Here is a 24,097-nt window from a genome sequence, read left to right as displayed (position 1 = left end):
TCCCCTAGCGAAACGATCCGATGCGTTTCAGATCGGAAAAATTGAACCAGACAAAAAACGCCTTGCCGACCAGGTTTTCATCTGGAACGAAGCCCCAGAAACGGCTGTCCTGCGAATTGTCGCGATTATCACCCATCATGAAATAGTGCCCCGGCGGGACCTCGCAACTCACGCCTTCGCTATTGTAGTTACATTTTTCCGCATTCGGAAAGCGCCCCGGATGCTGGATGAACGAAGGCGCCTCGGCTTCCACCAGGATCTGGTGCTCGACGCTGCCGAGCGACTCGATGAAGCGCGGGGTATAGAACAGGCGGTCGCGGTCGAGGTAGTCATCGGTCTTCTTCTGCGTTATTTCCTTGCCGTTGATGCGGAGCTTCTTGTTGCGGTATTCGATCTTGTCGCCGGGCAGGCCCACCACGCGCTTGATGTAGTCGAGGGAGGGATCCGGCGGATAGCGGAAAACCACCACGTCGCCGCGCTGCGGCGAATCGAGCTCGACGACCTTCTTGTTGATTACCGGCAGCCGCACGCCGTAGGTGTATTTGTTGACCAGGATGAAGTCGCCGACCAGCAAGGTCGGAATCATCGAGCCGGACGGAATCTTGAAGGGCTCGACGAGGAAAGAGCGCAGCAGGAACACGGCCAGGATGACCGGAAAGAAACTGCCGCCGTATTCCACCCACCAGGGATCGGGCGCGTCGGCCGGCCGCTTCTTGCGGGCATGGAAGTGGTCGAAGGCCCAGATGACGCCGGTGAAGAGGACCAAGACGAAAAGAATCAGGGCGAAGTTCATGGCTGGCCTTATTTGTCACCCACCCGCAATACCGCCAGGAATGCCTCCTGGGGAATTTCCACGCTGCCGACCTGCTTCATGCGCTTCTTGCCTGCTTTCTGTTTTTCCAGCAGCTTCTTCTTGCGCGTGATGTCGCCGCCGTAGCACTTGGCCAGCACGTCCTTGCGCATGGCCTTGACGTTCTCGCGGGCGACGATGGTCGAGCCGATCGCCGCCTGGATGGCGACGTCGTACATCTGGCGCGGGATCAGCTCGCGCATCTTGGCCGCCAGCTCGCGACCGCGGTAGGGCGCGTTGGCGCGATGCACGATCAGCGACAGGGCATCGACCTTGTCGCCGTTGATCAGCACGTCGAGCTTGACCACGTCGGCGGCGCGGTACTCCTTGAATTCGTAGTCGAGGGAAGCGTAGCCGCGCGAAACGGATTTGAGCTTGTCGAAGAAATCCATCACCACTTCGGCCATCGGCATGTCGTAAGTCAGCTGCACCTGGCGGCCGTGGTAGGCCATGTTCACCTGCGAGCCGCGCTTCGATTCACACAGCGTGATCACCGAGCCGAGGTATTCCTGCGGCACGAAGATCTTGGTGGTGATGATGGGCTCGCGGATTTCCTCCATCTTCTGTACGTCCGGCAGCTTGGCCGGATTTTCCACCTGCACGGTAGTTCCGTCGCGCATCAGCACTTCGTACACCACGGTCGGCGCCGTGGTGATCAGGTCCTGGTCGAATTCGCGCTCCAGGCGCTCCTGCACGATTTCCATGTGCAGCAGACCGAGGAAGCCGCAGCGGAAGCCGAAGCCCAGCGCCTGCGAGACTTCGGGCTCGTAGTGCAGCGAGGCGTCGTTGAGCTTGAGCTTTTCCAGCGAGTCGCGCAGGCTGTCGTACTGGTTGGATTCGACCGGGTAGAGCCCGGCGAAGACCTGCGACTTGATTTCCTTGAAGCCGGGCAGCGGCTGGGCGGCGCGGCGATCGGCGATGGTGACCGTGTCACCCACCTTGGCGGCATCGAGTTCCTTGATGCCGGAAATGATGAAGCCGACCTCGCCGGCGCGCAATTCGGGGCGGGTCACCGACTTCGGCGTAAACACCCCGACCTGTTCGCACAAATGCTGCGAACCTTCGGCCATCAGCAGGATCCTGTCCTTGGCGCGCAGCGTGCCGTCCACCACGCGCACCAGCATCACGACGCCGACATAGTTGTCGAACCAGGAGTCGATGATCAGCGCCTTCAGCGGCGCCTCCGGATCGCCCTTGGGCGGCGGGATACGCGCGATCACGGCTTCCAGCACGTCGTCCACCCCCAGCCCGGTCTTGGCCGAGCAGAGGATGGCATCGGTGGCGTCGATGCCGATCACGTCCTCGATCTCGGTGCGGGCGTTGTCGGGGTCGGCGGCCGGCAGGTCGATCTTGTTCAGCACCGGCACCACTTCGACGCCGAGTTCAATCGCGGTGTAGCAATTGGCCACGGTCTGCGCCTCGACGCCCTGCGAGGCATCGACCACCAGCAGCGCACCCTCGCAAGCGGAAAGGGAACGGCTGACTTCGTAGGAAAAGTCGACGTGGCCCGGGGTGTCGATCAAGTTCAGGTTGTAGGTCTTGCCGTCGCGGGCAAGGTAGGCGAGCGCCGCGGTCTGCGCCTTGATGGTGATGCCACGCTCGCGCTCGATGTCCATCGAGTCGAGCACCTGGGCCTCCATCTCGCGATCGGACAGGCCGCCGCAGCGATGGATGATGCGATCGGCCAGGGTCGATTTGCCGTGGTCGATATGGGCGATGATGGAAAAGTTGCGGATGTGATCCATGGGGCAATAAAAAAGGCGCTCGTTCAAACCTTTGAGCACCCTGAAGACCTGGAAGCAAGGGTCGGGATTTTAGCGGATCGCGCCCAAATACTCACGCACTTTCGCGGCATCCAGGAAGTAATGGCAGAGTTCCCGTCCCTCGCCATCGACCAGCACCGGAACCAGTTCGTTGTACTTCGCTTCGAGCTCCGGATCGGTGTCTATGTCGATGACCTCGATCTCGAAATGCGTTACTCCCGCCTCCCCGCGCAGGGCTTCCAGCGCGGAGAGCAGGTCGTGGCACAGATGGCAGTAGTCACGACTGAACAGCCGCAGGCGCGGCGAGGGCCGCACCGGCTGGCCGTTACTTATCGGACGCCCCCTTGATGGTGATGAAGGTCTGCGCGTCGCCACGCCGCACCAGCAGCGTCATGGAGCCGCTCTTTTCGAGCCCTTGCAGCAGGTCGTTGAACTGCGCCGGCGACTTGACCTCGACCTGGCTGCCCTTGACGATTGCCGAGAGGATGACGTCGCCGGCACGCAATTCAGAGCGGGCGCCGCTGCTCTTCACCTCGTCGACGATGAGGCCGTGCTGGATGCCAAGGGCGCGTTTCTGCTCGGCCGTCGGTACCGACAGCACCAGGCCAAGCCGGTTCGGCGGCGGCTCGACCGACTTGCCGCCGCGACTGGCGGTGCGCGAGCTGCCGTCTTCATCGGGAATTTCGCCGACCGTCACGCCCAGTTCGCGCGAACTGCCCTTGCGCCAGACCTGTACCGTGGCCTTGCTGCCCGGGCGCGTCGAACCGACCATGCGCGGCAGGTCGCTCGATTCGGCGACGGCCTTGCCGTCGAACTTGAGGATGATGTCGCCGACTTCGATGCCGGCCTTGTCCGCCGCCGAGCCCTTCTCGACCGACGCGACAAGGGCGCCTTGCGGCTTGCCCAGGTTGAAGGATTCGGCCAGTTCCTTGCTGACTTCCTGGATACCGATGCCAAGGCGGCCGCGACTGACCTTGCCCTTGGCCTTGAGCTGGGTCTGCACGTCCATCGCCAGGTCGATCGGAATCGCGAAGGACAGGCCCATGGAGCCACCGGATCGCGAGTAAATCTGTGAGTTGATGCCGATCACTTCACCCTTCATGTTGAACAGCGGCCCGCCCGAATTTCCTGGATTGATCGCCACGTCGGTCTGGATGAACGGGACGAAATTCTCGTGGGCCAGGGAGCGTCCCTTGGCACTGACGATACCCGCGGTCACCGTGTTTTCGAATCCGAAGGGCGAACCGATCGCCACCACCCACTCGCCGACCTTGAGCTTGGTCGAATCACCAAGCCGGGCGACCGGGAGGTTGTTGGCGTCGATCTTGATCAGGGCCACGTCGGTGCGCTTGTCGCTGCCGAGCACCTTGGCCTTGAACTCGCGCTTGTCGGTGAGCTTGACCAGAACTTCGTCGGCACCATCGACCACGTGCGCGTTGGTCAGGATATGGCCGTCGGCGCTGACGATGAAGCCGGAACCCAGCGAGCGGTTCTTGAACTCTTGCGGCATGCCCGGCAGGTTCGGAATCTGGCCGGGGAAAAAGCGCCGCAGCAGTTCCTGTGCCGCGTCGTCGCCATCGAACGGGAAAGGGTGAGCGCCACGACGTCCCTTGATCATCTGGGTTGTGCTGATATTGACCACCGTGGCACCTTGTTTCTCGACCAGTTCGGTAAAGTCCGGCAGGTCGCGGGCCTGGGCCTGAACGCCCAGCAAGGCGCCGAATGCCACTACGAGTGTGATGAGGTATTTCTTCATGATTGCTCCTTGAATCGCTTTTCCATGGTCCGAACCTGCAACGTAAACAGACTCCCTTCACCCCGCGCCCGGACTTCATTCCAGCGCAACACGCCCACGCCGCAAACCAGGCCGACCACCGTTCCCGCCACGGCCGCCGCATCGCCGGACATGGATTGGCCGATGACCGCGCCGCTGATGGCCAGCAGCAGCGGCGCTGCGTAGGACCACAGCGAAGCGCGCCACAGGGTGCCTTCGGCGACGACCAGTTGCACCTGATCACCGACCTGCGCACCGACGCGGTTCACCACCCGATACCGCCTTGGTCCGGCGGTCAGCCCGAGCAAGCCGGTCTGGCAGGCATCCGCGGTCTTGCAGTTGCCGCAGGTGGGGGCTCTTCCCGCCACTTCAACCCAGACTTCGCTGCCGGAAGCCGCCACCACCCGCGCCTCGCACTGGCTCATTTGCGCTTTCTTTCCATGCCCTCGCCAAGTCGCCGGACGGCCAGCGCCGGGACCTCGCCCATGACCACCACGCGGTACTCGCCCACCTGGCGCCGAAATACATTGACCGGTCCCACCGTTGCCTGCGCCTCCGCATCGCTTGCCGAACCACCGGGTTCGATGAACACAGAGATCGAAGCCAGACCGTCGGAAAACATCACATGCACGCTTTCGGGCTTGTCGGGCGCCGCCTGACGCTTCATGGCGGCCACCTTGCGAAATCCGGGAAGGCTGCGAAAGTTCCAGCCGATGTCATCGGGTTTGAGCTCGATGGTTTGCACCCGTTGCACGCGCACGCGTTCGCTGTCGAAGCCGGGTTTCAGGGCATCTTGTTCCAGGGGGCCGCCGATCTTTACATGGGTGAAGGCGAACGATTCGAGCGTCTCGCCGTTCGGACCGACAAGGCTGGCCTTTAGCAGAAGTCCGCTGGCAACGTCCATCCAGAATTCGTGCCCATAGCGCAACTCGTCACGCGGCTCGAGCAATACGGCGCGACTCGTGACGCCGGCGACGCGACCCACGCCGCCGGTGCGGATGGCATAGTGTTCGGGCAGGCTGCCCAGGCCGGCCGGCAGCAGCGCGGGGAATTCGCGCTGTTTCGAACGACTTTCGACGATCAACAGCTTCTCTTCCGGAAAAAAGCATTTGACATCATTGCCGACGCGGAAGACCTCGCGCGGGCTGCCGTCGAGCGCCTCGATTTTCTCGATCTCGACACCGTTGCTCTGCGATCGCACGATGCGGGACGTATCCACCTTGCCGCCGCTGCGATAGACGAAAGTGCCGCTGTAGGTCAGCACCCGCGAGCCCTGGGCGATGCGGTTCAGCAGTGCCAGGCCGTCGTCGGCAATTGCAGGCACGGCGACCGGCAGTAATACCGACAGGACCAGCAAGGTGGTGCGAACACCCGCCATCAACGGGCATCCCCCGAGGCGGCGACGGTGCGGATGTTGCGCGCGCCGCCGATCATGGCACCGCCCGGAGCGTAAGCCTGATGCGCAACCAGGTACTCTTGCAGGCGCGGCGTCGACTGCGCCTGAACAGGTACCGTCGCCTGCCGCACGCTGGCCAGGATCGGCTCGCGAGCCGGCGCCAGTTCGCCGCCGGGCACCAATGCCAGCCAGGCCACGAGGGCAACGCCGGCGGCGGACGCCGCCAGGGCCAGCAAGGGCCGTTGCCAGGTGTCGGTACGACGACGCGCCGGCGCGATGACGGCGGGTTCCAGTTCGAGCGCAGCCATCACGCGTGCCGTGACGTCGAGTTCGAGCTTCGATTCGTCGCGCAAGGCCGCCCCGATCAACTGACAATCGCACCACTCGCTGCGCAGATCCTCGCTGCGCCGCAGTTCCCTTAGCGTATCCGCAATCTCGTGGCCTTCGAGTTCGCCGTCCATCAGTGCCGATATTCGTGTCTTCATGATCTCACCATCTCTTGTCGGGAGCCGCATCGAGCAAGGGCCTCAACTTCTCCGAAATCGCGTCGCGTGCGCGGAAAATCCGCGACCTTACCGTTCCAATCGGACAGTCCATCACCTGGGCGATTTCCTCGTAGGACAGGCCGTCGATCTCGCGCAGCACGATCGCGGTGCGCAAATCCTCGGGCAAGGCTTCCATCGCCGAATTGACCGTCTGTCCGATCTGCTTGGTCATCAACAGCCGTTCCGGGGTGTCGGTGTCGCGCAGCAGATCGGCATCGTCATACCCTTCGGCCTCCTCACTATCCACTCCCGTCGTTGCCGAAGCGCGCCGGCCATGGGTGACAAGCCAGTTCTTCGCTGTATTGACGCCGATCCGGTACAGCCAGGTGTAAAAGGCGCTGTCGTTGCGAAAACCCGGCAACGCCCGATAGGCCCTGATAAAACTGTCCTGAACAATATCTTCCACCTCGGCCGAGTCACGCACCATGCGCGAAACCAGACGCGCGAGCTTGCGCTGGTACTTGGAAACCAGCAAGCCGAAAGCCTGCTTGTCACCCGCCTGCACACGCTCGACCAGTATCCGGTCCGCTTCGCGATCACCCATGGGCCTTGCCGTCAATTCCCGCCAGACAAAAATACACGGCTCCAGAATGGCCGCAAGCGAGTATAACAAGCCACTTCGCCCATATTTCCCAATGCTCCGGCCGCTGCAAAAGCGACCGTTGCCGACAGTGACCAAGCCCCTTGCGATTAGTTCCACGTCCGGCCGGGTCATGACGCCAGTGATATAGTCCCGCCCCATGAATCCCGCCGCCATCCAGCATTTCGACGTCCTCATCATCGGCAGCGGCCTCGCCGGCCAGTCATTGGCCCTGCGCCTGGCCGGCAGCCTGCGAGTCGCGCTGGTCACCAAAAGAATGCTGACCGACTCGGCGTCGGCCTGGGCACAGGGCGGCATCGCCGCGGTCCTCGATCCGGCCGACACCATAGACGCCCATGTGAGCGACACCTCGACCGCCGGCGCCGGCCTGTGCGATCCGATGGCGACCCGTTTCGTCGTCGAGCACGGACGCGAGGCGATCGAGTGGCTGATCGGGCGTGGCGTCCCATTCACGCCGGACGATTCCGCGCTGGGTTTCCACCTGACGCGCGAGGGCGGCCATGGCCAGCGTCGCATCATCCATGCCGCCGACGCGACGGGAACCGCGGTACAGCAGACCCTCACCGAGCAGGTACGCGAGCATTCCAACATTACGGTGCTGGAACGCCACATCGCGGTCGATCTGATCACCGCGGCCAAACTCGGCCTGCCGCGCAATCGTTGCCTGGGGGCTTACGTACTGGATGTCGTCCGTGACCGCGTGCTGACGCTCGGCGCCAGCCAGACGGTACTGGCGACCGGTGGTGCCGGCAAGGTCTACCTCTACACCACCAACCCCGACACCGCGACGGGGGACGGGGTGGCGATGGCCTGGCGCGCCGGCTGCCGGGTGGCGAACATGGAGTTCATCCAGTTCCATCCTACCTGCCTGTACCACCCGCATGCCAAGTCCTTCCTGATTTCCGAAGCCCTGCGCGGCGAGGGCGGACTGTTGCGCCTGCCCGACGGCAAGCGCTTCATGCCCGACCACGACAGCCGCGCGGAACTGGCGCCGCGCGACATCGTCGCCCGCGCCATCGACTACGAGATGAAGCGCCACGGCGTCGACTGCGTGTTCCTCGACATGACTCACAAGTCAGCCGATTTCCTCGAAGAGCATTTTCCGACCATCCTCGCCCGCTGCCTGCAACTTGGCATAGACATCACGCGCGAGCCGATACCGGTGGTGCCCGCCGCCCATTACACTTGCGGTGGTGTCGTCACGGACTTGAACGCACGTACCGACCTGAGCGGACTCTATGCCGTCGGCGAGACAAGTTTCACCGGTCTGCATGGCGCCAACCGCCTGGCTTCGAACTCCCTGCTCGAATGCGTGGTTTTTTCCGCCGCGGCGGCGCAGGACATTCTTGCCGCGCCGGTGACGCCGTTGCCGCACCTGCCGCAGTGGGATGAAAGCCGCGTGCGCGATGCCGACGAGGAGATCGTGATTTCGCACAACTGGGCCGAGTTGCGCCGCTTCATGTGGGACTATGTCGGCATCGTTCGTACCAACAAGCGCCTGGAACGGGCGTTGAACCGGATCCGCCTGCTGGAAAAGGAGATCGACGAGTACTACGCGAACTACCGGGTCGGCAACGACCTGATCGAATTGCGCAACCTCGTGCTGACCGCGCACCTGATCGTGAAAAGCGCACTGCGCCGCCATGAAAGCCGCGGCCTCCATTTCAGCCTCGACTATCCCGAAACCCTGCCACGCGCGCTGGAAACCGTGTTACACCCGCGCCAGCCCTGACCGCCGTCGCGTCAGGCAAGGCGCGCCGCGCTTGATTGCCAGCGGAGCCAGAGTCGAAGCTGGCGGAAATCCTCGGTTGCAAGGCTGTCGCCCGGCAGCACCAGCGAGCGCAGGCGGCCTTGCTGGCGATACAACAGAACCACAATAAAAGACAGCACCAGCGTGTGCGGATGGACGGCGCCCTCGATGGCCGTACCGTCAGCGCCGACTATATCGATATTGCCGTCACCACGCAGAACAATTGCGGTCACTGGCGACAAACGCTGCTGGCGCGTCAGGGACAGTCCGACCAGCAGCAGCAGCGCGGCCGCAAGCCAGGAAGGAATCGTACTCACCATCACGGCGCCGCCGGCGACGAGATGCGCAATCACCTGGACCAGCAACAACCGGCGCGATGGCCTGAGCGGAATTGTGAGCGGCGCGACCGGCTTCATCGCCCGCGCCGGAAATCAGACTCGCCGGAAGACCAGCGTGCCGTTGGTTCCGCCGAAGCCGAAATTGTTCTTCACCGCCACGTCGATTTTCATCGAGCGCGCCGTGTTGGCGCAGTAATCCAGATCGCACTCCGGATCCTGGTTGAATATGTTGATGGTCGGCGGCGAAACCTGGTGGTGCACGGCAAGTACAGTGAATACCGACTCAAGGCCACCGGCGCCGCCCAGCAGGTGGCCGGTCATCGACTTGGTCGAATTGACCACCGTCCGCTTCGCCGCGTCGATACCCAGGGCCAGTTTGATGGCTTCGGTCTCGTTCTTGTCGCCCAGCGGCGTCGAGGTGCCGTGCGCATTGACATAGTTGACCTGGTCGGCATTGACGCCCGCATTCTTCAGTGCATTGAGCATGCTGCGGCGCGGGCCGTCGGTGTCCGGTGCCGTCATGTGGAACGCATCCCCGCTCATGCCGAAACCGACCAGTTCCGCATAAACCTTTGCGCCACGCTTCCTGGCGTGTTGGTATTCCTCGAGGACCAAGACGCCGGCGCCTTCGCCCATGACGAAGCCGTCGCGGTCCTTGTCCCATGGACGCGATGCCGTGGCGGGATCATCGTTGCGCGTCGACAGCGCCTGCGCCGAGGCGAAGCCGCCAATGGCCAGCGGCGAAACCGTCGCTTCGGCGCCACCGCAGACCATCACGTCGGCATCGCCGTATTCGATCATGCGGGCCGAAAGGCCGATCGCGTGCAAGCCGGTGGTGCATGCCGTGACGATGGCGATATTCGGTCCCTTGAGGCCGAACATGATCGACAGGTTGCCCGAGATCATGTTGCTGATGGTGCCCGGAATGAAGAACGGCGAAATCTTGCGCGGACCGCCGGCAAGGAAGTCGTGGTGCGTCGTCTCGATCATCGGCAGGCCGCCGATTCCCGAACCGATGTTCACCCCGATGCTTTCCGCGTCGGCCTGCGGCGTATCGAGCCCCGCGTCACGCAGGGCCTGGATGCCGGCCGCCATGCCGAAGTGGATGAAGCTGTCCATGCGCCGCGCTTCCTTGGTCGACAGGTAGGCGGTGACGTCGAAGTTCTTCACTTCGCCGGCGATCTGCGCCTTGAAAGCCGTCGGATCGAACTTGGTGATGCGTCCAATCCCGCTTCGTCCGGCGGTAAGGTTGTCCCAGGCTTCCGGAACGCTATTGCCGACCGGCGAGATCACGCCAAGACCGGTAACGACCACGCGGCGTCGCGACACGATGGACTCCGAAAAAACTGTCAATTACTTCTTGATGTTGGCGTTGACGTAGTCAATGGCCTGCTGCACGGTGGTGATCTTCTCCGCATCTTCGTCCGGAATCTCGCACTCGAACTCCTCCTCCAGCGCCATCACCAATTCGACCGTATCGAGCGAGTCGGCACCGAGATCATCGACGAAGTTCGATTCGTTCTTGATGTCGGCCTCATTGACGCCCAGTTGCTCGGCGACGATCTTCTTGACGCGTTGTTCGATGTTCTCCATCTTGAAACTCCTTCCCTTGATTGTTCGGATGGTAAAAAAACCTGCTTATTTTAACAGCCGGAGGCCCTTGCGGGTTCGACATACGGTCAGGCCATGTACATGCCGCCATTGACATTGAGCGTGCTGCCGGTGATGTAACCTGCACGCGGCGACGCCAGAAACGCCACCGTCGCTGCGATCTCTTCCGGTTGCCCAAGGCGGCCCAGCGGAATTTTGCCGAGCAGCGCATCGCGCTGGGCATCCGGCAGCCCGCGCGTCATGTCGGTATCGATGAATCCTGGCGCGACGCAGTTCACGGTGACGTTGCGGCTACCCAGTTCCTGGGCCAGCGCCCGGCTCATGCCCGCGACTCCCGCCTTGGCCGCGGCGTAATTGGCCTGACCGGGATTGCCGGCTTCGCCGACCACGGATGTGATATTGATGATGCGACCAAACCGCGCTTTCATCATGCCGCGCATGACCAGCTTGGAAAGGCGGAATACGGCCTTCAGATTGGTCTCGATCACCAGGTCCCATTCGTCGTCTTTCATCCGCATCGCGAGGTTGTCGCGGGTGATGCCGGCATTGTTGACGAGTACGGAAACAGCACCGAACTTCTTTTCAATCGCGCCGACCAGCGTCTCGCAGGCGGTTGCCTCGGTAACATTGACGGCGGCACCCCAGCCGACGATTCCAGCCTCATCCAATGCCTTCTGAATCTCCGCCGCACCGGCCTCGGTCGTCGCGGTACCGATCACGGTAGCGCCCTGCGCACCCAGTTCCAGCGCAATGGCGCGGCCCAGACCACGCGATGCTCCGGTCACCAGCGCTACCTGCCCTTTTAAATCCGTCATCTCATGCTCCTCGAACCGCGGCCAGAGCCGCATCCATGCTGGCAAGATCGTTCATCGCCGCGCCGACGAGTTGATCGACGCAGCGCTTGACCAGTCCCGACAAGACCTTTCCCGGGCCGCACTCGAATACATGGGTTACGCCGGCCGCATGCATCGCCTGCATGGTTTCGACCCAACGAACCGGCGACGCGGCTTGCCGCACCAAGGCGTCACGGATCGCGGCTGGATCGGCGAGTTGCGCGACATCGACATTGTTTACCACGGCAATTTGAGGCGCGGCAAACGCCACGCCCGCGAGATGAATCCGCAACGCATCCGCCGCTGGCTGCATCAGCGCGCAGTGAAACGGCGCCGACACCGGCAGCATCAATGCCCGCTTGGCCCCCCGCGCCTTGACCAGTTCCGCCGCGCGCTCCACCGCAGCCTTGTGGCCCGCAATCACCGTCTGCTTCGGTTCATTGAAATTTACCGCTTGCACCACCTGGCCCTGCGCCGCTTCGGCGCAGGCGGCGACGACAGCGTCCGCATCGAGGCCCATCACCGCCGCCATCGCGCCTTCACCCGCCGGCACGGCCGCCTGCATGGCTTTCGCGCGCTGTTCGACCAGCGGAACCGCATCGCGCAGAGTCAGTACTCCGGCAGCTACCAGCGCAGAATACTCGCCGAGGCTGTGTCCCGCGACCATCGCGGGCTTGCCACCGCCTTTTTCAAGCCACAGCCGGTAAACGGCTACGTCGGCAGTCAGCATCAAGGGCTGGGTATTGACGGTCTGGCTCAACTGCTCCGCAGGGCCTTCGCAAACCAGTTGCCACAGGTCACGGCCGAGCGCTGCGGATGCCTCGTCGAATGCCGCGCGAATCACCTGAGAATCGCCATACGCAGCCATCATGCCGAGCGACTGGGAGCCCTGGCCGGGATATACGAGTGCAAATTTCATTTCGTTCTTCTCGGATTCAATATTCAAGAAGGGTAGCGCCCCAGGTGAATCCACCGCCCACGCCTTCCAGCAGGAGATTCTGGCCACGCCGAATGCGGCCGTCGCGGACAGCCGTATCGAGCGCAAGCGGAATGGACGCGGCGGATGTATTGCCATGTTCCGCGACGGTAACGACGCATTTTTCGGGCGGCAGGTGGAGTCGTTTCGCCGTGGCCTGCAGAATGCGTACATTGGCCTGATGCGGTATCAGCCAGTCGACCTGGTCGGTGGTCATGCCGGCGGCGGCCAGCACTTCATGCGCGACGTCGGCGAGCACCTTGACCGCGAACTTGAAGACGGCCTGTCCGTCCATGCGCAGGAATGGGTCGCCGGTCACCCCGCCACCACACACCTGGCCCGGTACCGAAAGGATTCCGTGATAACTGCCATCAGCATGGAATGCACTCGCCAGCAGCCCGGGCCTGTCGGCGGCTTCCAGCACCACGGCACCGGCGCCGTCGCCGAACAGCACGCAGGTACCGCGATCCTTCCAGTCGAGGATGCGCGAAAAGACCTCGGCACCGACCACCAGCGCGCACTTGTGCGAGCCGGAGCGAATGAATTTTTCGGCGATGTTGAGGGCATAGACGAAACCACTGCACACCGCCTGCACGTCGAAGGCGGCCGCGCCGTTGGTGATGCCGAGTTTGCCTTGCAGGAGGGCGGCGGCGCTTGGGAACACAAAGTCGGGCGTTGATGTCGCCACGATGATCAGGTCGACGTCGGCCGGCGACCGTCCGGCAGCATCCAGTGCGCGCCGACTGGCCTCCAGCGCGAGATCGCTGCTGGCGATACCGGTGGCGGCAAGATGGCGCTGGCGGATGCCGGTACGTTCCACGATCCAGTCGTCGGAGGAGTCGATCCGGTGCTCGGCAATCAGGGATGCATTGTCGACAGGCTCGCCCGGCAGGTAGCTTCCGGTACCGCTGATTCGGGTATGTATCACCTTGGCCTCCATCATTGACTGTGGCCTGGCGTGGCCCCGCCGGCCCCACCCGGAGACCGGCTGCGCGGATCGGCGACGGCGGCCATGCGCTCCGCGATCGCTTCCGGCAGGTGCTGCCGGGCCTCTTCTGCTGCCTTCTCGAGCGCGTAGCGGAACGCCACCTGATCGGCCGATCCATGGCTCTTGACCACGATGCCACGCAGCCCCAGAAGGCTGGCACCGTTGTAGCGTCGCGGGTCGAAGCGCAGGCGAAAGGATCTCAGGACCGGCATGGCAACGAGACCGGCGAGCTTGGTGAATATGTTGCGGGAAAATTCCTGCTTGAGTCCGGCACCGATCATGTGCGCCAAACCCTCGGACGCTTTCAGTGTCACGTTGCCGACGAATCCGTCGCAGACCACCACATCCGCCGTGCCCTTGAAGATATCGTTGCCTTCGACGTTACCGACGAAGTTCAGGTCGGTCGCGCGCAGGAGGTCTGACGCGCGCTTGACGGCCTCATTGCCCTTGATCGCTTCCTCGCCGATGTTCAGCAAGCCGACCGTCGGGCGTTGCTTGTGTTCCAGCGCGGCAACCAGCGAAGACCCCATGATGCCGAACTGCAGCAGGTGCTCCGGGCTGCAATCGACATTGGCACCGAGGTCCAGCACATAGGTGGCCCCTTTCTGCGACGGCAGGATGGAACAGATCGCCGGACGATCGATGCCCGGCAGTGTCTTCAGAACGAAACGGGACACGGCCATCAGGGCGCCAGTATTGCCGGCCGAAACCGCGGCGTCGGCGATACCCTCCTTGACCAGATCGACGGCCACGCGCATGGAAGAATCTTTCTTCCCGCGCAGCGCGCTGGCCACTGCTTCGTCCATCTCAACGATTTCCGAGGCATGCCTGATCGACAGGCGCCTGCCGAACTCGACGGCGACGTTCTCTGCCTGGGCGCGCAGCAACTCCTCGCGTCCCACCAGGATGGCGGCGCAATCGGAGTCATGACGAAGGAATTCTATGATAGCGGGCAGGGTTACCGACGGACCGTGGTCGCCGCCCATGCAATCCACCGCGAGGGTGATCGCCATCGTTCAGTGATCTTCCGGAGATTTCAGAAAAACGGCCGGATGCGCTCGGCGCATCCGGCCGTTCTCGCCAAAATGACTTATTCGCCCTTGGCCTTGACCACTTTCTTGCCACGATAGACGCCGGACGGCGATATATGGTGGCGCAGGTGCACTTCTCCGGTGGTCGGTTCGACAGCCAGCGGAGGATTGGTCAGAAAGTCATGGGCGCGATGCATGCCACGCTTGGAGGGAGATTTCTTGTTCTGTTGTACGGCCATTTCGCTACTCCTTGTCTAGTTACTGCGCAACGCCCATTAACGCGGGCGGACGCATGCTCTGAAACCATGCTTCACTTCATCTTCAAGGCGGCCAGCGCGGCAAATGGCGATGGCCCTTGTTCGGTTGCGTCGCCCGAAGGCGAGTTGCACTGCTCATGCCGCGGCGCGATGGGCAGCGCCAGCAACACTTCGTCCTCGATCACCGACAATACCGCAAGTTCTTCCGCCGCATCCATGGCATCCGCACTGTCATCTTCCAGGTCGTCTTCCGGCCACGGCTCCCCGCGGGCAATCAGGCGCAGGCGACTGTGGATATCGAGCGAAAACTCCACGCCACCAAGGCAGCGCTGGCAACACAGCACCGGTTTGCCTGAGACGGCCAACTGCAACCACGACTTGCCTTCAGCGTCACGCCAACCTTCCAACCGTACGGCCAGCGATCCGCTGCTTTTTGCGAGAACATCCGCCAGACGCGGCATTTCGCCCAGTTCGACCCGACGCTCGAGTACAGCACCAATGCGGGCGAATTCCAGGCAGTCCAGAACGGTTCCAGCTATCGAATCCGACACAGCCCGACGCTCGCGCGACAAAACAGTGGATGTTATCATGCCCAGCCCTGTCATTTCAAGTCCGCAACATGGCGCGCCTGCTTGTTCTAGCTTCGACTTCACCCTTTCGCAGGGACCTTTTGGCACGCCTGCAGATACCCTTCGAAACCGTCGCACCGGATGCGGACGAGTCACCCTTGCCGGGCGAGCATCCCGCCGCCACCGCCACCCGCCTCTCCGAAGCCAAGGCTCGCGCGGTTGTGCAACACTACCCGGACGCCCTGATCATCGGGTCTGACCAGGTCGCTGCCCACGGCGACGACCGCTTCGGAAAGCCGAGCCGACGCGAGAATGCGATTGCCCAGTTGAGCCGGATGCGGGGAAAGGAGGTGGTGTTCCACACCGGACTATGCCTCCTCGACGCGGGAACCGGTCGTGCGCAGGTGCGCTGCATCGATACACATGTCGGCTTTCGCGATCTCAGCGACGCCGAAATCCAGTCCTACCTGGACCGCGAAGATGCTCTCAATTGCGCGGGAAGCGCCAAATCCGAGGGCTTGGGCATTTCGCTCCTGACCTACTTGCGCGGCGACGATCCCAACGCCCTGATCGGGCTACCGCTGATCGCACTGTGCGACATGCTGCGAGCGGAAGGCTTGGCCCTGCCCTGAACGCACCCCGCCCTGAACCCATGCCAGGATCGCTCATGCTGCTGCCAGTTGCCCTGGGTGACACCGCGTGGCAAGCCTGCCTTCCCGCAAGCACGCAGGCGGCCGCCTGCAAACTCGGGCATTTCGTCGCCGAGAACGCGAAATCCGCGCGCGCCGAACTCAAGCGCATGGGCCATCCGGGACCCTTGCGCGACATCGCCATCGAGCAATTGCCCGAGAACCCAACCGCGGCGGACATCGAACGCCTGCTCGCCCCGCTGGGCGCCGGCCACGATCTCGGCCTGATGTCCGAAGCCGGTTGCCCGGCAATCGCCGACCCAGGGGCGCTGTTGGTCAGGCGTGCCCACGAAAAAGGGATTTCCGTAAAGCCGCTGGTCGGACCGTCCTCCCTGTTGCTCGCGCTGATGGGATCCGGACTGGAGGGCCAGCGATTCGCCTTCCACGGCTACCTGCCGGCGCGTGAACCGGAACGCAGCCGTCGCATCGCGGAATTGGAAAGTGAATCGGCCAGGCGGAAGCAAACGCAGATTTTCATTGAAACCCCCTACCGCAACAACGTAATGTTCAATGCAGCGTTGTCGGCATGCCGACCACGAACCCGGCTGTGCGTGGCGACCGACCTGACGCTCGACAGCGAGTTCATCCGCAGCTTGCGCATCGCCACCTGGAAGGCCGTTCCTCCGCCCGACCTGGATCGGCGACCCACCGTTTTCCTCCTGCTGGCGGACTGAAATGCCGAACGACGTCAAGTTGCTGCAAATCCTCGACTGGGATTCACCGCGCCAGAATGCCCTCTTGCGCGACGAACTTGCCACCGGCCTGTTGCAGGCCCAGGCTCACATTGCCCCGAAATTCTTCTACGACGCGCTTGGCTCTCGCCTGTTCGAGGCGATTACCGAGTTGCCCGAGTACTACCCAACGCGCACGGAGGCGGCAATTTTCCGCGACCACCTGCCGGCCATACGGCAGGCGCTGGGCGCTGATTTCACGCTGATCGACCTGGGCTGCGGCAGTTGCGCCAAGGCCGGCAAACTGTTTCACGCCGGCATCCTTCCCCGGCGTTACGTCGCGGTCGACATTTCGGTGGAGTTTCTGCGCGACTCGCTGCAACACCTCAAACGCGAGTTGCCCGCGATCGACATGCTCGGCCTTGGACTCGACTTCACCGACGAACTGCAATTGCCAGACGACCTGCCGCTGGAGCGTCGCATGTTCTTTTATCCCGGCTCGAGCATCGGCAACTTCAGCCCGCCCGACGCCGGCCGCTTCCTGCAAGGTCTTGCGGCTCGAATGGATCACAGCGGCGGCTTGCTGATCGGCGTCGACCTGGTCAAGGACAAGGCCCTGCTTGATGCCGCCTACGACGACCCGCTGGGTGTCACCGCAGCCTTTAACCGCAACCTCCTGCGCCATGTGAATGCGCGACTCGATGCGAATTTCGCTGTCGGCGACTGGCGGCACGTTGCCTTCTACGACATCGACTCGGCCCGCATTGAAATGCACCTGGAAGCCCGCCGTGCTCTCACTGTGCGCTGGCCCGATGCGAAGGGATCACGCTCGCGGAGCTTTGCCGACGGTGAGCGGGTTCACACCGAAAACTCGTGGAAATATTCGCCGGACGGCTTCGCGACGCTGCTGACGGGTGCAGGATTCACCGACATTCAAGTCTGGACCGACCCGCCGCGGTGGTTCGCTCTTTTTTTCGCTCGCAAGGCTGCCTGAACTCGGTCAGGCCGCCACTCGCACTTGCGGTGACCCGGATTCGAAGCGGCCTACGACCGCTGCCGAATCGAAGCCCTCGGATCGAAACACCGCAAGAACGTCGTCGACGGCTGCCGGCTCGCAGGCCACCAGCAAGCCGCCGCTGGTCTGGGGATCGGTCAATAGGGCACGCTGCATCTGGCCGATGGCCGGGTCGAGAACGACCTCTCCACCATAAGCCGCCCAGTTGCGCGCCGAAGCACCGGTGATGTAACCCGCCGTCGCCAGCCGCTCGACATCCGCCAGTATCGGGATCGACCGCATATCAAGCATCGCCGACAAGCCTGCCCCACGACAAACCTCGAGCAAATGCCCGAGCAAGCCAAAGCCCGTGATGTCGGTCAACGCGTGCACGGCATCAAGATTCGCCAACCGCCGCCCCGGCGTGTTGAGCCGGGTGGTGCTGGCAATCATGGCTGCATAGCCGTCGGCGCCCAGCGCGCCTTTTTTCAGGGCCGCCGACATCACACCGACGCCCAGCGGTTTGCCCAGAACCAGTACGTCGCCGGCTCTTGCTCCAGCATTGGTCTTCACCTTGTCCGGATGCACCAGGCCCATCACCACGAGGCCATAGATCGGCTCGACCGAATCGATGGTGTGGCCGCCGGCGATGGGGATGCCGGCGGCGGCGCAAACGCTTTCGCCGCCTTCAAGTATCTTGCCTATCACCTCGATGGGCAGCTTGTCGATCGGCATCCCGACCAGGGCCAGCGCCATGATCGGCGTGCCGCCCATGGCATACACGTCGCTGATCGCATTGGTGGCGGCAATCCGGCCAAAGTCATAGGGGTCATCGACGATGGGCATGAAGAAGTCGGTGGTGGCGATCAGCGCCTGCTCGTCGTTGAGGCGATAAACCGCGGCGTCATCTGCCGTTTCGATGCCGACCATGAGTTCCTTCGGCACGGGAAAACCACGAACACCGCGCAGGATTTCGGACAGCAGTCCGGGAGCAACCTTGCAGCCACATCCGCCACCATGGCTGAACGAAGTCAGGCGCAGCGCCGAGGCGGGTTGAAGTGGGGAATTCATGGTGTCGATTGCCTTGTCATGTCGAGGAGCCTGCAAACCGCGGCGCACTCGCCGGCGGGTGAAAATAGGGGAGCCCGTTGGGCGCAGCGAGCGGACAAGGTCGAATAGTAGCGCGGGTCGCGTGCCGCTCTGACAATCAGCTCTGCCAGTCGCGCTGCATCGCCTACCGGAAACCATCCAGGATAGTCCGTACCGAGCATGCCCCGGTTGCCGGAAATGTCGCTGCCAAGCACCGGCACGCCGCTGGTCACGGCCTCGATCAACACGTTGGCGCCGCCCTCCATGCGCGACGGCAGCAACAAGAGGTGGCTGCGCTTGATGCGCTGGCGGGTCTGCGACTGGGACAGGGCACCAAGCCAGTGGTAGCGACCGTCGCCCGTACCGAGCTTTGCGACCTGGGCAGCCAGTTCGGAGTCGAGTGCGGCGCCGACATGAAACAGCCGTACCGGAACGTCATCGGGTACGAGGCGCAACGCACGCATGGCCGTGAGCGGGTCCTTTTCCGGCCGCTGGTGCCCAACCAGAACCAGGTCGAAATGGCGCTTGCTGCGCCGACCCGGCATCAGGGGCCGCGCCGATTGGTAAATCACCGTTGCCTTTGCGGCAAGGCTTGCCTCCAGTTCGCGGATGCCCTCGGACTGAAGCACGACGAGGCGGGTAGCAAGCTTCAGCGAGCGTTGCGCCTGCGGATCCGTCCTGATGTCGCGGTACAGGTCCGTTCCCGTCAGCACCAGAACAAGGGGGCGTTGCGGATAAACTTCGGCGAAACGGGCAATCGACGCTGCGGAACGTCGTGCATGGAGGGCAATCATCATGCTGTCGTCGGCACCGCTCCAGTCCAGTTCGATGCGCGCCCGCGCGCTGCGAGCCAGGCAGTGCGCCCAGCGCTTCGCGGTGTGCCAATTGCCGTTGTTGGCCTTGGCCAGGGCCGGGCTGACGATACTGATTGAAGGGAGGACGGATTTAGCCATGCATGACCTCAGAACTGCCGAAAAGGCGATCCTCGCTGCCGCGCTGCGGGATGCCCGCGATTATACGATCCGCCTGCTTGACGAATGGGCCGCATGGTCGCGGCCGTTCGGCGCCGAAGGCAGTGCGGCCTCGCACCCCCTGCGGGTTCCCTTTCTCGACACGATCAATCCTCCGCTGTGGGAACTCGGTCACGTCGCCTGGTTCACGGAATACTGGTGCCAGCGCTATCGGGGCAGAGAAATGCCACCGATCGAATCCTGCCTGCCTGATGCCGACCGCTGGTACGACTCGCGTCGCGTCGCCCACGGTAGTCGCTGGCAACTCGACCTGCCTGACTGGCAGGCCACGAGAATCTATTTGCGCGACACGCTCGACAGCGCCCTGGAGGCACTGGAAAACCTTCCCGATACCGATTCGGCGCTCTACTTTCACCGCCTCGCGCTGTTCCATGAAGACATGCATGACGAAGCTTTCCGCTACACGCGCCAGACGCTGGGGTGGCCGTCGGTCGACGGCCTCGGCGACCTGCCGCCCGTGGCCGACATTGGACTGGAAGGCGGCGAGTTCGGCATGGGCAGCCCCGAAAACGGAAGCGGCTTCGTCTTCGACAACGAAAAGTGGTCACATCCGGTTCGCGTCGAATCCTTCGCCATCGCCAGCAGCCCGACGTCCAATTCGGATTTCCTCGCGTTCGTCGAAGCGGGCGGCTACCGCGAGCCGCAGTGGTGGTCCGCCACAGGCCGTGCCTGGCTCGGGACGAGCGGGCAAGTCGCGCCGCGCTACTGGCGCCGGCACGAAAGCGGCTGGCAGCAGCGCCGCTTCGGCAACTGGGTCGATCTCGCCCTGGCCCAACCGGTCATCCACCTCACCGCGCACGAGGCCGAAGCATGGTGCCGCTGGGCCGGGCGGCGCCTGCCGAGCGAGGCTGAATGGGAATTCGCGGCGCTGAACGCCACCCGGTTCGATTGGGGTACCCAGGTCTGGGAATGGACCGCCAGCCCCTTCGAGCCCTATCCCGGCTTCAGCCCCGACCCCTACGCGGAGTACGCCGCACCATACTTCCACACCCATCGCAGCGTACGCGGCGGTTCTTTCGCCACCCGCGAACGCATGCGCAATCCCCGCTACCGGAACTACTACGAACCCCGGCGCGATGACATCTTCATCGGCTTTCGCAGTTGTCCGGGCGGATAGGACTCAGATCCGCTGCAACAGGAACAGCGCGAGGAAGCCGCTGGCGATCGTCAGCAGGGTGCTGCGTCCGATCGCGGCGACGGCGATGGCGACCACGCCGGCCCAGAGCCGCGAATTTCCCGTACCCAATTCGACGGCGCCGCCCACCAGCATAAGTTCCGGGGCGGTCAGAGCCGTCAGCGCGGCAACCGGCACAAAGGGCAGCAACCGGGGAAACCGGTCCGGAGGCAGGTAATGCCCCTCGGCCGCAATGAAGGAATAGCGGATGGCAAAGGTGAGCGCCCCGCTCAACAGCATCAGGCCCCAAAGCGTCATGCCGGCCTCCTGCCCAGCGCCGAGCCCACCGCCAGGCCGGCCAGTGCGCCAAGGAACAATCCCAGTTTGTAGGGCAGCGCCGCCAGCGCAACGGCGGTAGCGCTTGCTGCAATCGCCGCGGCGAACAGCGCGCGGGTGGATATCATAGGTACCACGATGGCGATGAAGGTAAGCGGCAGCGCAAAATCCAGCTCCATGTCGGCAGGCAGTCGAGTTCCGACCAGCACCCCCGCGAGGGTGGAAATCTGCCAACCGCACCACAGACCCGCCCCGGAGCCGAACAGGATCCAGTGCGCATTGGCGGGTTGCCTGCCGCCTGCATCCGCCAGAAGGTGTGGAATCGCCGCCGCATACGCCTCGTCCGTCAGCAGGTACGCCAGCAAGATCTTCCAGCGCTGCGGCAGGCGTGCCAGCAGCGGTGCCACCGAGGCGCTGTAGAGCGCGTGCCGCAGGTTGATCAGGCCGACCGCGCCCGCCGTCAGCAGGATTGGTGCGCCGGCCCCAACCAGCTGGGCAAGCAGGAACTGTGCGGAACCGGCGAACACGATGGTCGACATGGCCATCGCCGCCACGGCGGGAATTCCACTTTGCAGGGCTACCACGCCATATATCACGCCGAACGGTGCGACGCCGAGCAGCAGCGGCATGACGGCGCGCAGACCGGTGGAAAACGCCTCGCCGGGCGTCATTTCCGCGCCGGCAGGTTTACCAGCACGATGCCCGCCACCACCAACGCCGCCGCGGCGAAGAAATGCAGGCTGGGCTGATCGTGCATCAGGATCATGCCGAACCAGACGCCGAACAGGGGCGTCAGAAAGGAAAACACCAGGAGGCGGCCGGCAAGGTAACGCGTCAGAAGCCAGAACCACGCCAGGTAACTGGCAAAGGCGACGATGAGAATCTGATAGGTCATGGCCCAAAGAGTCGGCGCTGACAACACGGCGATGCCGCGTTCGCCTGCTAGCCAGGACAAGGGAAACATCACGGCGGCAGAGACCACCAACTGGTAGAGCAGGACCTTGGTCGCAGTCACTCTGGCCAGTGCCGTTGCACGGATCAATACCGTGGTCGCCGCCCAGAACAGCGCGGCCAGCACGCCGAAGGCATCGCCCAGCAGGCTGCCACCTGCGGCCTTGTCGATGAAGGCCAGCATCAGGCCGCCAAAGGCCAGTAGCACACCGGCGCCCTGTCGCCAGCCCATGCGTTCGCCCGCGACGAAGAAATGCAGCCCGAGCACGGTAAAGCATGGCGCGGTATAGAGGAACACCACCATGCGCGACACCGTGGTGCGCTCGACGCCGACAAAAATGAAAACGAACTCCAGGCCGAACAGCAACCCGGCCAGCAAACCCGGGCGCAGGGACTGATCACGCGCGAACAGCGCGACGCCGCGCCAGCGCGCCCAGGCAAAGACCAACAGGGCGCCACCGGCCGAGCGGATCGCCGCCTGCAGGATGGGCGCAATCTCGGCGGTGGCGAACTTCATTGCGACCTGCTGGAAGCCCCAAATCGCGCATAACAGCACCATCAAGCCAAAGGCAGCGGGACCGGGTGCCATCCGCGAGTTCATGGCTGGACCGGAACTAGCCGAGGCAAACCGTGGCGCCGACGGGCATCGTTGCAGGCCTCGTCGCCGCGCCCGATGGCGGCCAGCGGAGCAAAATCACGGCACGCGCTGGGACGGAACTCGTAGATGGCGCAGGAAACCGGCTCGCCGATGATACCGCGCAGGGCGACGCAGCGTGCCGGCGCCGCGCCGGTACCGCGCATGCAAACCAGATTCGCGCCGCAGGACTCCACCAGCGCGCCCGGCACCCTGCCGTCGGGCATGTCGTCAACTTCGAATCTCGGAAAGGAAACGCGGTAGGTCGCGCAGCATGCGCCGCAGGACTGGCACGGACTCACAATATCCAGCGGCCGAACCACCAGGCAATGGCCGCGATCAGCGCGCTGGCCGGAATGGTCAGAATCCAGGCCCAGACTATGCTGCCGGCAACGCCCCAGCGCACATTGCCGGGACCTTTCGACGTGCCAACGCCGACGATGGCACCGGTGATGGTGTGCGTGGTGGAAACAGGAATCCCGAGCCCGGTCGCCATGAACAGGGTAATCGCGCCACCGGTTTCGGCGCAGAAGCCGCCAACCGGGCGCAGTTTGGTGATGCGCTGTCCCATCGTCTTGACGATGCGCCAGCCACCGAACATGGTACCCAGACCCATGGCCGCATAGCAACTGAAGATGACCCAGTTCGGCACGGAATCGCCGGTTTTGGAGATGCCCGCCGCGATCAACAGCATCCAGATAATGCCAATGGTCTTCTGAGCGTCGTTGCCGCCATGCCCAAGGCTGTAGGCGGCAGCCGAGACCAGTTGCAATCGGCGAAAGGTCTTGTCCACCCTGCGTGGCGTGTTGCGGTTGTTGATCCAGGCCACGAGCACCATCAGCGCGCCCCCGAGGAGAAAACCAAGCAAGGGGGCCACGAGTATGAATGCAACCACCTTGCCGATGCCGGTCCAGACCAGGGATCCGGTACCGGCCTTGGCCATCGCGGCCCCGGCCAACCCGCCGATCAGCGCATGCGAGGAACTGGATGGTATGCCGTAGTACCAGGTGATGACGTTCCAGGCGATGGCCCCTATCAGCGCCCCGAACACCACATAATGGTCCACGATGGCGGGATCGATGGTGCCCTTGCCTATCGTGGAGGCGACCTTCAACTGGAACACCATCACCGCCGCGACGTTGAAGAAGGCCGCCCAGGCGACAGCGTGCTGGGGCTTCAGGACCCCCGTGGAAACAATGGTGGCGATGGAGTTGGCGGCATCGTGGAATCCGTTCATGAAATCGAATGCCAGTGCAAGCAGCACCAGTACCACGATCACCGTCAAACTCATCTCGACCGCTTGCAT

29 protein-coding genes are annotated in these 24,097 nt (G+C 63.5%); 5 read left to right on the top strand and 24 right to left on the bottom strand.

Annotated features, from left to right (window positions below):
* Positions 1-4: 4 nt before the first annotated feature.
* The 8 genes from lepB to rpoE form a co-directional block, all read right to left on the bottom strand.
* Complete coding sequence (gene lepB / locus J0M27_RS08200) at positions 5-793, bottom strand: signal peptidase I (RefSeq protein ID WP_294989716.1); 789 nt, start codon at positions 791-793, stop codon at positions 5-7.
* An 8-nt stretch (positions 794-801) separates the two neighbouring features.
* Positions 802-2,595, bottom strand: a complete 1,794-nt coding sequence (gene lepA, locus J0M27_RS08195) for a translation elongation factor 4 (protein ID WP_294989713.1) — start codon at positions 2,593-2,595, stop codon at positions 802-804.
* A 69-nt stretch (positions 2,596-2,664) separates the two neighbouring features.
* Entirely contained in the window at positions 2,665-2,928 is a 264-nt protein-coding gene (locus tag J0M27_RS08190; protein WP_294989710.1) for a glutaredoxin family protein, read from the bottom strand.
* A gap of 10 nt (positions 2,929-2,938) precedes the next feature.
* Complete coding sequence (locus J0M27_RS08185) at positions 2,939-4,369, bottom strand: DegQ family serine endoprotease (RefSeq protein ID WP_294989707.1); 1,431 nt, start codon at positions 4,367-4,369, stop codon at positions 2,939-2,941.
* Positions 4,366-4,812: a SoxR reducing system RseC family protein gene (locus tag J0M27_RS08180; protein ID WP_294989704.1), complete on the bottom strand. Its 447-nt coding sequence runs from the start codon at positions 4,810-4,812 to the stop codon at positions 4,366-4,368. The genes J0M27_RS08185 and J0M27_RS08180 overlap by 4 nt, the downstream gene beginning before the upstream one ends.
* Positions 4,809-5,765, bottom strand: coding sequence for a MucB/RseB C-terminal domain-containing protein (locus J0M27_RS08175; protein WP_294989701.1), 957 nt, complete (start codon positions 5,763-5,765; stop codon positions 4,809-4,811). The genes J0M27_RS08180 and J0M27_RS08175 overlap by 4 nt, the downstream gene beginning before the upstream one ends.
* On the bottom strand, positions 5,765-6,268 hold the full coding sequence (locus J0M27_RS08170) for a sigma-E factor negative regulatory protein (protein ID WP_294989698.1): 504 nt from the start codon (positions 6,266-6,268) through the stop codon (positions 5,765-5,767). The genes J0M27_RS08175 and J0M27_RS08170 overlap by 1 nt, the downstream gene beginning before the upstream one ends.
* A gap of 4 nt (positions 6,269-6,272) precedes the next feature.
* Positions 6,273-6,872, bottom strand: coding sequence for an RNA polymerase sigma factor RpoE (rpoE, locus tag J0M27_RS08165; RefSeq protein WP_294989851.1), 600 nt, complete (start codon positions 6,870-6,872; stop codon positions 6,273-6,275).
* Between the two features lie 196 nt (positions 6,873-7,068).
* Between rpoE and nadB the strand changes: the two genes are divergently transcribed.
* Positions 7,069-8,661, top strand: a complete 1,593-nt coding sequence (gene nadB, locus J0M27_RS08160; RefSeq protein ID WP_294989696.1) for an L-aspartate oxidase — start codon at positions 7,069-7,071, stop codon at positions 8,659-8,661.
* Positions 8,662-8,672: 11 nt separating this feature from the next.
* On the opposite strand, the gene J0M27_RS08155 is transcribed toward nadB, so the two are convergent.
* The 9 genes from J0M27_RS08155 to J0M27_RS08115 form a co-directional block, all read right to left on the bottom strand.
* Positions 8,673-9,095, bottom strand: coding sequence for a protein YgfX (locus J0M27_RS08155; protein WP_294989693.1), 423 nt, complete (start codon positions 9,093-9,095; stop codon positions 8,673-8,675).
* 15 nt (positions 9,096-9,110) lie between these two features.
* Entirely contained in the window at positions 9,111-10,346 is a 1,236-nt protein-coding gene (gene fabF / locus J0M27_RS08150) for a beta-ketoacyl-ACP synthase II (RefSeq protein ID WP_294989689.1), read from the bottom strand.
* Between the two features lie 24 nt (positions 10,347-10,370).
* Positions 10,371-10,610: an acyl carrier protein gene (acpP, locus tag J0M27_RS08145; RefSeq protein WP_294989686.1), complete on the bottom strand. Its 240-nt coding sequence runs from the start codon at positions 10,608-10,610 to the stop codon at positions 10,371-10,373.
* 86 nt (positions 10,611-10,696) lie between these two features.
* Complete coding sequence (fabG, locus tag J0M27_RS08140) at positions 10,697-11,443, bottom strand: 3-oxoacyl-ACP reductase FabG (RefSeq protein WP_294989682.1); 747 nt, start codon at positions 11,441-11,443, stop codon at positions 10,697-10,699.
* A 1-nt stretch (position 11,444) separates the two neighbouring features.
* A complete protein-coding gene (fabD, locus tag J0M27_RS08135) occupies positions 11,445-12,380 on the bottom strand; it encodes an ACP S-malonyltransferase (protein ID WP_294989679.1) in 936 nt (311 codons plus the stop codon).
* A 16-nt stretch (positions 12,381-12,396) separates the two neighbouring features.
* Positions 12,397-13,365: a beta-ketoacyl-ACP synthase III gene (locus tag J0M27_RS08130; RefSeq protein WP_294989676.1), complete on the bottom strand. Its 969-nt coding sequence runs from the start codon at positions 13,363-13,365 to the stop codon at positions 12,397-12,399.
* Between the two features lie 11 nt (positions 13,366-13,376).
* Positions 13,377-14,438 (bottom strand): phosphate acyltransferase PlsX, encoded by a 1,062-nt coding sequence (gene plsX, locus J0M27_RS08125; RefSeq protein ID WP_294989673.1) that lies wholly within the window; start codon positions 14,436-14,438, stop codon positions 13,377-13,379.
* A gap of 77 nt (positions 14,439-14,515) precedes the next feature.
* Positions 14,516-14,695: a 50S ribosomal protein L32 gene (rpmF, locus tag J0M27_RS08120; RefSeq protein ID WP_041099239.1), complete on the bottom strand. Its 180-nt coding sequence runs from the start codon at positions 14,693-14,695 to the stop codon at positions 14,516-14,518.
* A gap of 71 nt (positions 14,696-14,766) precedes the next feature.
* Positions 14,767-15,318, bottom strand: coding sequence for a YceD family protein (locus tag J0M27_RS08115; RefSeq protein ID WP_294989666.1), 552 nt, complete (start codon positions 15,316-15,318; stop codon positions 14,767-14,769).
* A 14-nt stretch (positions 15,319-15,332) separates the two neighbouring features.
* Here J0M27_RS08115 and J0M27_RS08110 point away from each other — a divergent pair, with 14 nt between their 5' ends.
* Genes J0M27_RS08110 through egtD form a run of 3 tightly spaced genes read left to right on the top strand, consistent with a single transcriptional unit; the run spans position 15,333 to position 17,636 of the window.
* Positions 15,333-15,914 carry a Maf family nucleotide pyrophosphatase gene (locus J0M27_RS08110; RefSeq protein ID WP_294989663.1) on the top strand — a complete coding sequence of 194 codons (582 nt, stop codon included), beginning with the start codon at positions 15,333-15,335 and terminating at the stop codon, positions 15,912-15,914.
* Positions 15,915-15,949: 35 nt separating this feature from the next.
* A complete protein-coding gene (locus J0M27_RS08105) occupies positions 15,950-16,645 on the top strand; it encodes an SAM-dependent methyltransferase (protein ID WP_294989660.1) in 696 nt (231 codons plus the stop codon).
* A 1-nt stretch (position 16,646) separates the two neighbouring features.
* Positions 16,647-17,636 carry an L-histidine N(alpha)-methyltransferase gene (gene egtD / locus J0M27_RS08100; protein ID WP_294989657.1) on the top strand — a complete coding sequence of 330 codons (990 nt, stop codon included), beginning with the start codon at positions 16,647-16,649 and terminating at the stop codon, positions 17,634-17,636.
* 6 nt (positions 17,637-17,642) lie between these two features.
* Here egtD and selD read toward each other — a convergent pair whose 3' ends face one another.
* Positions 17,643-18,707, bottom strand: coding sequence for a selenide, water dikinase SelD (gene selD / locus J0M27_RS08095; protein WP_294989655.1), 1,065 nt, complete (start codon positions 18,705-18,707; stop codon positions 17,643-17,645).
* On the bottom strand, positions 18,704-19,678 hold the full coding sequence (gene senB / locus J0M27_RS08090) for a selenoneine biosynthesis selenosugar synthase SenB (protein WP_294989652.1): 975 nt from the start codon (positions 19,676-19,678) through the stop codon (positions 18,704-18,706). Before senB ends, selD begins: the two co-directional genes overlap by 4 nt.
* Between senB and senA the strand changes: the two genes are divergently transcribed.
* Positions 19,677-20,873 (top strand): selenoneine synthase SenA, encoded by a 1,197-nt coding sequence (senA, locus tag J0M27_RS08085; protein WP_294989649.1) that lies wholly within the window; start codon positions 19,677-19,679, stop codon positions 20,871-20,873. The two genes, senB and senA, sit on opposite strands and share 2 nt — an antisense overlap.
* Positions 20,874-20,876: 3 nt before the next feature.
* On the opposite strand, the gene J0M27_RS08080 is transcribed toward senA, so the two are convergent.
* Genes J0M27_RS08080 through J0M27_RS08060 form a run of 5 tightly spaced genes read right to left on the bottom strand, consistent with a single transcriptional unit; the run spans position 20,877 to position 24,097 of the window.
* Positions 20,877-21,188, bottom strand: coding sequence for an AzlD domain-containing protein (locus tag J0M27_RS08080; protein ID WP_294989646.1), 312 nt, complete (start codon positions 21,186-21,188; stop codon positions 20,877-20,879).
* Positions 21,185-21,877, bottom strand: coding sequence for an AzlC family ABC transporter permease (locus J0M27_RS08075; protein WP_294989643.1), 693 nt, complete (start codon positions 21,875-21,877; stop codon positions 21,185-21,187). Before J0M27_RS08075 ends, J0M27_RS08080 begins: the two co-directional genes overlap by 4 nt.
* Positions 21,874-22,716 (bottom strand): DMT family transporter, encoded by an 843-nt coding sequence (locus J0M27_RS08070; RefSeq protein ID WP_294989848.1) that lies wholly within the window; start codon positions 22,714-22,716, stop codon positions 21,874-21,876. Before J0M27_RS08070 ends, J0M27_RS08075 begins: the two co-directional genes overlap by 4 nt.
* A 38-nt stretch (positions 22,717-22,754) precedes the next feature.
* Entirely contained in the window at positions 22,755-23,093 is a 339-nt protein-coding gene (locus J0M27_RS08065) for a YkgJ family cysteine cluster protein (RefSeq protein WP_294989640.1), read from the bottom strand.
* A complete protein-coding gene (locus J0M27_RS08060; protein ID WP_294989637.1) occupies positions 23,090-24,097 on the bottom strand; it encodes an inorganic phosphate transporter in 1,008 nt (335 codons plus the stop codon). The genes J0M27_RS08065 and J0M27_RS08060 overlap by 4 nt, the downstream gene beginning before the upstream one ends.

The organism is Sulfuritalea sp. (assembly GCF_017302275.1).
GTDB lineage: Bacteria > Pseudomonadota > Gammaproteobacteria > Burkholderiales > Rhodocyclaceae > Sulfuritalea.
This window is presented reverse-complemented; position numbering and strand designations above follow the sequence as displayed.